At 28.2% G+C, this 6,419-nt stretch carries 7 protein-coding genes; 3 read left to right on the top strand and 4 right to left on the bottom strand.

Annotated features, from left to right (window positions below; all coding sequences use genetic code 11):
• Positions 1-811 (bottom strand): MerR family transcriptional regulator (locus MR285_RS05305; RefSeq protein ID WP_293558765.1); only part of this gene is annotated, 811 nt, incomplete at its 3' end.
• A gap of 188 nt (positions 812-999) precedes the next feature.
• Positions 1,000-1,407, bottom strand: coding sequence for a VanZ family protein (locus tag MR285_RS05300; RefSeq protein WP_293558763.1), 408 nt, complete (start codon positions 1,405-1,407; stop codon positions 1,000-1,002).
• 708 nt (positions 1,408-2,115) lie between these two features.
• On the opposite strand from MR285_RS05300, the gene MR285_RS05295 reads away from it, so the two are divergent.
• Positions 2,116-3,096, top strand: coding sequence for a hypothetical protein (locus MR285_RS05295; protein WP_293558761.1), 981 nt, complete (start codon positions 2,116-2,118; stop codon positions 3,094-3,096).
• A gap of 15 nt (positions 3,097-3,111) precedes the next feature.
• Positions 3,112-3,582: a hypothetical protein gene (locus MR285_RS05290; protein WP_293558759.1), complete on the top strand. Its 471-nt coding sequence runs from the start codon at positions 3,112-3,114 to the stop codon at positions 3,580-3,582.
• Between the two features lie 161 nt (positions 3,583-3,743).
• Here MR285_RS05290 and rlmD read toward each other — a convergent pair whose 3' ends face one another.
• The gene (gene rlmD, locus MR285_RS05285) at positions 3,744-4,718 is read right to left on the bottom strand and encodes a 23S rRNA (uracil(1939)-C(5))-methyltransferase RlmD (protein WP_366934094.1); all 975 of its coding nucleotides are present in this window, start codon (positions 4,716-4,718) and stop codon (positions 3,744-3,746) included.
• Positions 4,719-4,801: 83 nt separating this feature from the next.
• Positions 4,802-5,074: a hypothetical protein gene (locus MR285_RS08330; protein ID WP_366934093.1), complete on the bottom strand. Its 273-nt coding sequence runs from the start codon at positions 5,072-5,074 to the stop codon at positions 4,802-4,804.
• 183 nt (positions 5,075-5,257) lie between these two features.
• Between MR285_RS08330 and MR285_RS05280 the strand changes: the two genes are divergently transcribed.
• Entirely contained in the window at positions 5,258-6,298 is a 1,041-nt protein-coding gene (locus MR285_RS05280; protein ID WP_293558757.1) for a PhnD/SsuA/transferrin family substrate-binding protein, read from the top strand.
• The last annotated feature ends 121 nt before the right edge of the window (positions 6,299-6,419 follow it).

Here is a 6,419-nt window from a genome sequence, read left to right as displayed (position 1 = left end):
ATAATTTTTTATAATATTCATCATAAGATTTGCTAAATTTTCTAATAAGCGGTATTGCAATTTCATAATATCTATTGTCTATCATATATTTTTGCAATCTATCTTTTATTTTCTTAGCTTCACTATTTAAATACTCATCACTTTTTTTATATTTTTCATAATAAGAAATAAATTTTTTATTATCTTTAAACCATTCTTTAGTATTATTCACTGCTTCAATTTTTGATTCATTAATTTTTTCTAAATCTGCCATAGAAAAAGATTTAGTTAAACTTTCGATGTATCTATTTTCCTCATTTGATAGTTGAAACTCTGGTAAATTATCTAAGTAATTTATATATTTTTCAAAAGCTTCTTTTCCATCTTCTTCCAGATATTCATTTAAAAATATTTTGTAGGCTGAAAATAAAAGCTGTCCAAAATAACCAGGAAATTTATCAATTAATCTTTCGTATATAGTTTTATTAGCTTCTAACAAATCAAGCTCTTTACTTATAGTGTCCTGTTCTTCTCCATTAATGATAAGTTTAAGTACATCTCTCTTCTTTTTTTCAATATCTAATTCATATTCCTTGTTTCTTAAAATTGTAGGTAATGAAGAATCTTGTGAATGTAATATTTCTTTAATTTCAGCTACACTTAATCCAACTTTAGAAAATAAAGAAATTTCTTTTAAAATTTCGATATCTTGATCACTATAATCTCTATACCCATTTTCAAGTCTTTTGGGATTAATTAATCCCTTTTCCTCATAATATTCAATAGCCTTTCTTGTAAGACCCGTTCTATTTTGAACTTCACTTCTAAGCATAGTGTCCCTCCTCTATTTAAAGGATATCACTGCCCCTAAGGTACCAGTCAAATACTAATATTTATTATTTAACTTCCCGCCAAATATTACTTTACCAAAAATAATTAATTTCTATAATTCTTTAACTTGAAAAATAAATAACTTAGTATTTTTTCATCATTATCTTTTCCATATAATGATTTTATATGCTATTTATTTTTATCTAAAATATCAACTATTAACATACCAATAACTCCACCCATAATATTTGTTATTATATCGGTTATATCTGAAACTCCAATCGAAAAAATAAATTGCACAGTTTCAAAAAATAAACTAACTATTAAAAATATACAGAATCCAAATTTGATATTACAATCCAATTTTCTTAATAAAATGCCAAAAGGTAAAAAAGCCACCATATTAAATATTGGTTCTAACCAAAACAAATCGCCTTCTATAACATTGTCATATCTAAAAGGTACTAAATTAATTTCTCTTACTCTCCTAATTCCACTAATGGAAAATCCAAGCTTGAATAGCACCAACCAACATAGCAAAATTATATATATAACTAATAGAATTTTTAGTATTTTTTTCCTTTTAATATAACTCACCTCACAACCTGTTGTTAATTTCACTTTTTGATATTACAATCTATAATTTTATTTTCTTGACATCAATACTACATTCTCCAAGTGCCTTGAGTGGACAGTATGGATAAATTTCAATGTTTTTCAAAAGCCTCGTATATGGGAATATTTCCATAACTAACATGTGATTTATTATAAGTCTAGAATATTATTATCTAGTGAAAATTTTAAATAAATTATTCGTTATTTATCATATTTTCCTTTAAATGAGTTTGTTCTATATGCGTGAAATTTAATTTACATCTCTTATTCTAACACCTTCAAAGTAAATTTTATATTAATTTCTATGAATTTGTATTTATTGTTTGCTTAAATATTTAATTGTTTTTTTATTTGAAAGCTGCTAAATTATTATGATGTAATAATTATGGAATAAGCATTATAATACGCTTTATGGCTAATTTCTTCATTCAAAAACACACCTTCGTTCTGTATTAAGGAGGTTTATATTGTACTGTTAACTATATTTTAGATCTACTTTTAATTCTTATTAGTCTTATATATGAACTTCAAATGCTGACTTAAATGTAATATATGAACTCTATGTCTATATATTTATTTAATAATTATAAAACATTTTTTCAATGTGATTGTTTAAAAAACATTGCTTTTGGATATATATAAAATGAAAGATTATTGTTGCATTTTCATTATCTTGAAAGAAGAATAAATATGAAAAAAATATTTGTGTTTTTATTTACATTGGTTTTATGTGTCCTATCTTTGAATTTTTTCAATTCATGTCATGCATTAAGTGAAAATTTTAATTACTTTGACAACGTTATTTTTGAACCTTTAGATAGCAATGTTATAGAGTGGACTCCTGAAATTGGTCGTAATGACGAACAATTTGTTGATTCTATGATACAAAATAAAATTTCCTTCATACCTTTAGAATATAGGATAAAATATTTTGATGCACTTGAAAATTATTCTAAAAAAATGATTACTATCCCATCTAAAAAATCCAAAATTCCTGAAGTACATATACATACAGATATTCCATTAGAAATTTCTAAATTTCATAAATCTGAAGCAACTTCCGATTATATTTTTGCTTTGAATTGCTTAAAAACAGATAATGAGGTTCTTAAGCAAACCGTAAATGCAGCTTTCCCTTCTATACCTAAGGAATTAAAAGAACAATATTTTAATTCTTTATCCCAAACATCTAGTATCTCGGCTATTAGAGGTATATTTAAGGTAAATCGACTTCCTATTTCTTATCATTTTTATAATCATTCTCTTACTTCTTCTCCTTCTGACCTAAGATTTAATATTGTAGGTTATCCTGCTCAACTTGTAAATAGATATGATGGATATGGCATTGAATCAAATATAAAACAAGGAATGTATGTTTCCCAATTTAATTTAGATGTGGCAAACTTTGGTTATTCTGGAAATGACGAGTTAAATCAAGATGGATTCCATTTTGAGTTCGCTTTAAACTCAGATTTAGGGCTTGCAATTCATGGTACAACAAACTTACGTTATCATAGAATGTACTATGGTAAAACATTTTTTCGCCTATATTATGTCTATGATTTTAACACTATGTACAATTACCTTATTCAATTTTTAGACCCCATAAATAATACTCATACATTTAATGTGTATATTGATGGACTTGTAATTGAACGTAATTTAGAATAATCCTAGGATATATACATGAATAAAATCAAATTTCCTCATATAAACTATTATAGGCTTATTAAAATAGGAATTTTTCTATTTTTAATCAGTCCTCTAAACTCTGCTTTGGCTATGTTTTTTCAGGGTCCTACATATCAATGGCCATTTCGAATTTTCTTCATTCTGCTTTCAATTATAGGCTTAATAGTAGGATTTATTCTCTTTTGGTACTTACTTTTCTCAACTTTGTTTTTCTTTTTGAAAAAAGATAGAGAAAACGCAAGAGCCCACTTGGTCTACTTTTTGGTCTTAGCTTTATTGCCCCTTATCCCTATTTTGCTTAGTCTATTTTTGGAATTCAGCCAATCCGGTTTACAATCTCTACATGAAATAGAAAAACTTTTTTATCCAGCAGGAGGAAAAGCTTACACAGAATTTTTGCCTGTTCTTTTAGAAGAGTTAAAAAAAATCCTCAATAATCCATCCTATATCATTCCTTACGATTAATATTTAAAACAATAAACTAACAATTAAGCAAAGGATAAAACTTATATTTTGTACTTTGCTTATTTTCTTATTTATGATAATTTATAAAAATGATTGGGACACAAATAAATAAAAAAAATACCTAAGGGTATTTCTTAAACCCAAAAGTCCTTATAAATTGTTTATTTAATTTTGTTAAGAAGAGCCACAGATTCTGAATGAGATGTTTTTGGGAATTGGTCGACTATTTCTAGTTCTTCTATTTTGTATCCCTTTTCTATAAATACTTTTAAATCTCTTACTAATGTTACTGGATTGCAGGATATATATAGAAATTTTTCTGGTGCAAAGTCAATTATTTTTTCTATTGCCTTTGGATTTATTCCTTCTCTTGGTGGGTCTAAGACTATTAAGTCTGGATTCTTTTCTAAACTATCTAGGACTTTTAAGACGTCTGATGCTATAAATTCTACATTGTCGATTTTATTTAAGACTGCATTTTCTCTTGCCGCCTCTACTGCTTCTTCCACGATTTCTACGCCAATTACTTTTTTTGCAGATTCTGCTAAAACTTGTGTAATTGTGCCTGTTCCTGAATATAGGTCGAAGACTAATTTGTCCTTTGCGTCAATTTTTTTGCGTGCTATTTTATATAAAACTTCTGCTGATTTTGTGTTAGTTTGAAAAAATGAAAAGGGACTTATTTTAAATTTTAGTCCAAGGACTTCTTCTTCAATGTGATCTTTTCCATAGATTAAATTTATCTCTTCCGGCACAATTGCATCTGATAATGCGTCGTTTTTTACATGAAAAATACTCACGATTTCTCCATCAAGATCTAATTCAAGTAAAAATTTTATGAAAGCTTCTTTGTCTAATTCACTTTGAGTTGATGTTGCAAGTAAAACCATTATCTCGCCAGTTTTTGTAGCTTTTCTTATTAAAAGATGGCGCAAGAATCCCTGGTGTTTCATTCTGTTGTAGTGAACTTCGCCTAATTTTTCAAAATAATTTCTAACTTCACTTCTAATTTTGTTAAAGTCTGCGTCTACGATGTTACATTCTGTCGTGTTTATTATTTCATGAAATCTATTTTTTACATGAAGTCCAAGGGCAAGGGGTCCTCCTTTGTATTCATCGCCAAAGGTGTATTCCATTTTATTTCTGTAAAATTTATGTACTGGCGATGGAATTATTTCTAGTTCTCTTTCTATTCCATTTTCTCTAAATAGTTTTTCTACTAACTTTTTTTATATTCTAGCTCATCTTCATATTTTAGCGTTTGATATGTGCATCCGCCGCATTTTTCAAAGTGAGGGCATGGAATTCCTTTTTCTATTTCAGATTTTTCAATTACATTTAATAATTTTGCTTTTTTAGATCTTTTGCCTTTTTGTTTTATTTCAACTGTTTGCCCAATTATTCCGCCTTTAAATTCGTATTTTCTATCTTCAAACTTTGCCCTAGATACATTGGGAAATCTTGACTCTTCTATTTTAACAATTATGCTCATTTCCTCACTCCTTAAAAAAATTATATCAAATTATATATTTCTCCTCAATTTAATAAGTTAAAATAATTTTCATAATATTTTTTATTTTTTATGCTACTTTAATATTTATTTTTTCTTTTTTTGGTATAATAAATTTGACAGAATTTTATTAATGGCTATCCATTAAATTTACGGAGGTATTGTATGAAAAAAATATGGTTAGTATTACTCCTTTCAATGCTAATGACTCTTACTGCTTGTGGTGGTAATAAAAAGGAAGAGGCAAAGGCTGAAGGAAACGCAAAGACAATTGAAACTTTGAAAATTCAATTTGTTCCATCTAGGGAACCTGAAGAAATTGTTACTCAAACTGAACCTTTAAAGGAAATCTTAAAAACTAAGCTTGCTGAAAAAGGTTACGATGTCAAAAATGTTGACATAACAGTTGGTACAAATTATGAAGCAACTGGCGAGGCTTTAAGTGCAGGAAGCGTCGACGTTGGATTTATTCCTGGTGGAACTTACGCAATCTATGACGATGGTGCTGAAGTTCTTCTTACTGCTACTAGAAAAGGTCTTTCTGTTGATTCTGAAAATCCTAAGGACTGGAACGACAAAAAACCTACTGAAAAAATTGACGATCAAGTTAATTTCTACAGAGCTCTTATAATTGCTGGACCTTCTGAAAAAGGTAAAGAACTTGCAGCTAAGGTAAACAATGGCGAAAAATTAACTTGGGAAGATCTTGCAAGTGCTAAATGGTCTGTAATGGGTTCATCTTCTTCTGCTGGTTATATCTATCCATACCTTTGGTTACAAAAAAATTATAAAAAGGGATTAACTGATCTTCCTTCAATTGTTCAAGCTGATTCTTATCCATCTTCTATGGCTAGACTTGCTTCTGGTCAAGTTGATGTAATGGTTGGTTTTGCAGATGTCAGAATGGATAATGCTGAAAAATGGCAAAGTGAATTCAATAAAACTGCATCTATCTGGGATGAAACAAATGTAATTGGCGTTACTGACAAAATTTACAACGACACAATTTCAGTTTCTAAGAACTCAGAAATTATGACTGATGACTTTAAAAAGGCTCTTTCCGATTCTTTCATTGAAATTGCAAACACTGATGAGGGTAAAAAGATCATTTCAATTTACAATCACGAAGGCTACCAAGTTGCAAAAGATTCTGATTACGATGGCGAAAGAGAAGCACAAAAACTTTTAAAAGATCTTAAAAACTAATGCATTGTATTTAATATAATATTTATTACAAAGCTTTAAAGAATTAAAAATTAAGAAGGAGCTTCAGATAGAAGCTCTTTTTTATGGGGAGTATTATGATTGAATTTAAAAATGTGGATAA

This window comes from Peptoniphilus sp., assembly GCF_022767005.1.
In the GTDB taxonomy this organism is placed as follows: Bacteria; Bacillota; Clostridia; order Tissierellales; family Peptoniphilaceae; genus Peptoniphilus_A.
This window is presented reverse-complemented; position numbering and strand designations above follow the sequence as displayed.

Bases quoted from the DNA above. Each gene is read 5' to 3' on its own strand.
- MR285_RS05295 (WP_293558761.1), top strand. From the start codon at position 2,116: ATGAAAAAAATATTTGTGTTTTTATTTACATTGGTTTTATGTGTCCTA.
- MR285_RS05290 (WP_293558759.1), top strand. From the start codon at position 3,112: ATGAATAAAATCAAATTTCCTCATATAAACTATTATAGGCTTATTAAA.
- rlmD (WP_366934094.1), bottom strand. From the start codon at position 4,718: ATGGAATACACCTTTGGCGATGAATACAAAGGAGGACCCCTTGCCCTT.
- MR285_RS08330 (WP_366934093.1), bottom strand. From the start codon at position 5,074: ATGAGCATAATTGTTAAAATAGAAGAGTCAAGATTTCCCAATGTATCT.
- MR285_RS05280 (WP_293558757.1), top strand. From the start codon at position 5,258: ATGAAAAAAATATGGTTAGTATTACTCCTTTCAATGCTAATGACTCTT.